The organism is Sandarakinorhabdus sp. (assembly GCF_032115815.1).
Lineage (GTDB): Bacteria > Pseudomonadota > Alphaproteobacteria > Sphingomonadales > Sphingomonadaceae > Sandarakinorhabdus.
In genome coordinates, this window is sequence record NZ_JAUMBI010000035.1 from 1 (window position 1) to 2,895 (window position 2,895).

The window sequence follows — 2,895 nt, forward strand, 5'->3', positions numbered from 1 at the left end:
TTCTCCCCATCGTCAGAATCGGCTCGCCTTTTTCAGCGGCTCAAACCGGCCGAACCGGCAAAGGCTGAACACTTGCGGCGTGAAATTGTCCTTCACCTCGAACAGATCATTGGCGCAGGCGCGCGGTGACGCCTCGCGGCGCACCAATATCATGTTGGGCTTGAGGCCGGGGCAGCCATCGGGGAGCCGCGAACGGTGCCAGCGCCCGCCAGCGCGCACCAGCAGCACATCGGCGCTGGCCACCTTGTATTCTAACTGGCGGCCAACGATCAGGCAGGTCGCGGCGGGGCCGGCCGCCGGAGCGGTGAGCGGATCGGCAGCGGCCAGCAAGAACAAAACCCCGAGCATGTTGGCCAAAGCCTGCCACAGACGCTATGCGCGGCCAATGACTCGTTTCGCCTTCAGCATCCACGCCCGCGACGGCAAGGCGCGCACCGGCACGATTGCCATGCGCCGCGGCGAAATCCGCACGCCAGCCTTCATGCCGGTGGGCACAGCCGCCACGGTGAAGGCGATGCGCGCCAGTGAAGTGCGGGCCGCGGGCGCTGATATCATCCTGGGCAACACCTATCACCTGATGCTGCGCCCCACCGCCGAGCGTATCCACCGCCTTGGCGGCCTGCATGCGTTCATGGGCTGGAACCGGCCGATCCTCACCGACAGCGGCGGCTATCAGGTGATGAGCCTTTCCAGCCTGACCAAGCGCACGGAAGAAGGTGTCACCTTCGCCAGCCATCTCGACGGCACCCGGCATCTGATGAGCCCGGAACGATCGATGGAGATCCAGCGCCTGCTGGGCAGTGATATCGTGATGGCGTTCGATGAACTGGTCGCCCTGCCCGCCCCGCGCGAAGTGGTGAAGGATGCGATGGACCGCTCGATGCGCTGGGCGGCGCGCAGCCGGGCGGCATTCGACGCCGGCGGCGAGCACGCAGCGGGCGCGGCACTGTTCGGCATCCAGCAGGGCGGGTTAGATGAACGGTTGCGCGCCGAGAGCGCCACCGCCCTGCGCGCCATCGGCTTCGATGGTTATGCCATCGGCGGGCTGGCGGTGGGCGAAGGCCAGCCGGCGATGTTTGGCGTGCTGGATTATGCCACTGGCCAGTTGCCGGAGGATGCGCCGCGTTATCTGATGGGCGTGGGCAAGCCGGATGACATCGTTGGCGCGGTGGTGCGCGGGGTGGACATGTTCGATTGCGTGCTGCCCACGCGCTCAGGCCGCAACGGCCAGGCTTTCACCCATGATGGCCCGCTCAACCTGCGCAATGCGGTGCATGGGGAGGATCTGTCACCCCTTGATGCCGATTGCCGCTGTCCGGTCTGTCACGGCCCGGAAGCGGCGAGCCGTGCCTATCTGCATCACCTGATCAAGGCCGGCGAGATGCTGGGAGCGATGCTGCTGACCCAGCACAATATCGGCTTCTATCAGCAATTGATGGCAGGCTTGCGCGCCGCGATTGCCGAGCAACGGCTGGGCGACTTCGCCGCCGCCTTCCTCGCGCGTTATCACGCAAAGCGCCGCTGATACGGCTGCGCCCCGGCTTGGGTAAGCCGGGGCGAGCCGATGTGGATTGGGACGCGCCTGCGAAAGGATGTGCACTGCCCCCCTGCAGCGCCCACATCGAAGCCGGTGAGGCCGGGCTGATACGCCGCCCGGCCCCGATTGCGATCAGAACTGCACGGTGACGCCGCCGCGGACACCATGGTCCTTGAGGGCCTTGCCGAGCTGGCCGCGATAGCCAAAGTCGATCTGAACGCTCTTGCCGATCTGGCCAGAAGCAACCAGGCCCAACGCGGCCACGTCGCGTTCGAACGGCACGCCGGCGATGCGCATGACAGGGCCAGCCGGCAGGTTGAAGTCGATCGGCGTCTTGAAGCTGCCACCGCTGATGCGGCGGTAGCCGGCTTCGGCCGTCACCCCGAAATTGCCGTTGCCCAAAGGCAGGCCATATTTCAGGCGGGCCCCCACGGTCGAAACGAAGAAGTCTTCGCTGATCCGGCCGGTGGAGGTGAGCCGGGCAGCGCCGCCCACTTCCCGGATGCCATCGGTGGACACATCAACATAGGCACCCTGCAGGAACGGCTCGAACGCCGCCTTGCCGAAGGCCCATTGATAAGCCACTTCCCCGAACAACTGGGTGACATTGCCCTGATAGGTCGCCGTCAGCGTGTCGGTGAAGCCCGGGATGCTGACATTGCGGCGCGTATCCATGTTGCGCCACATGTGCACCAGGCTGGCGCTGGCAATGAAGTTACCCTTCTTCAGCCCGCCATAGGCACCGACATGGATATCATCGGTGGTGGCGCGGCTGCCGCGGGCAGCGACGTCGATGGTGGCACTGCCATAACCGGCCAGCGCACCCACAGCCCATTCTTCGCCGCGCAGCACGTCGTAACCCATGAAGAACCCACCGATATCACGCTGGATCTTGGCGGCATTGCCGTCGCCGTTGGTGCGACCCCAGCTGCCATAGGCGCTCATCCACAGGCCACGCCGGCTGTCATCCGGCGATTGCAGATGCGCGCTCACCGCTTCGCGGACAAAGCGCGTGTCCTGCACCGTCTGACCGCGGGCGCTGGAGTGGATTTCGCCAGAGATCTGGTCGAACGCTGCCTGCGCCTGGGCATCGGTATCGAGATAGGCAATGGCGGTGAAGAGCGCACCGTTGCCGGCCGCATCGGCCCCAGCCGCCGCTGCCCGCTGGTTGCGGGTACCGGCTGCGCTGGCAAAGCTGCTCGTCTGCCGCACGCCCAGGTAGATGTTGTTGGCATCGGTTTCCTGGACGACGTTGATGAAGCGCGACACGCGGGTATCACCGGTGAGCGTGGCAAAGCTGCCGGTGCGCCCGCCGGTGGTGGTGAGCACGGTGTAACGGGTGCCCAGCACATACCGCG

General features: G+C 65.9%; 3 protein-coding genes. 1 reads left to right on the top strand and 2 read right to left on the bottom strand.

The window, feature by feature from the left end; genetic code table 11:
* Positions 1-12: 12 nt before the first annotated feature.
* Complete coding sequence (locus RT662_RS01950; protein ID WP_313668704.1) at positions 13-348, bottom strand: hypothetical protein; 336 nt, start codon at positions 346-348, stop codon at positions 13-15.
* A gap of 37 nt (positions 349-385) precedes the next feature.
* Here RT662_RS01950 and tgt point away from each other — a divergent pair, with 37 nt between their 5' ends.
* On the top strand, positions 386-1,525 hold the full coding sequence (gene tgt / locus RT662_RS01955) for a tRNA guanosine(34) transglycosylase Tgt (protein ID WP_313668706.1): 1,140 nt from the start codon (positions 386-388) through the stop codon (positions 1,523-1,525).
* A 144-nt stretch (positions 1,526-1,669) separates the two neighbouring features.
* Here tgt and RT662_RS01960 read toward each other — a convergent pair.
* On the bottom strand, positions 1,670-2,895 hold a 1,226-nt coding region (locus tag RT662_RS01960; RefSeq protein ID WP_313668707.1), incomplete at its 5' end, for an autotransporter domain-containing protein.

Excerpts from the sequence above, each read along its gene's own strand:
- RT662_RS01950 (WP_313668704.1), bottom strand. The coding sequence starts at position 348 with ATGCTCGGGGTTTTGTTCTTGCTGGCCGCTGCCGATCCGCTCACCGCT.
- tgt (WP_313668706.1), top strand. The coding sequence starts at position 386 with ATGACTCGTTTCGCCTTCAGCATCCACGCCCGCGACGGCAAGGCGCGC.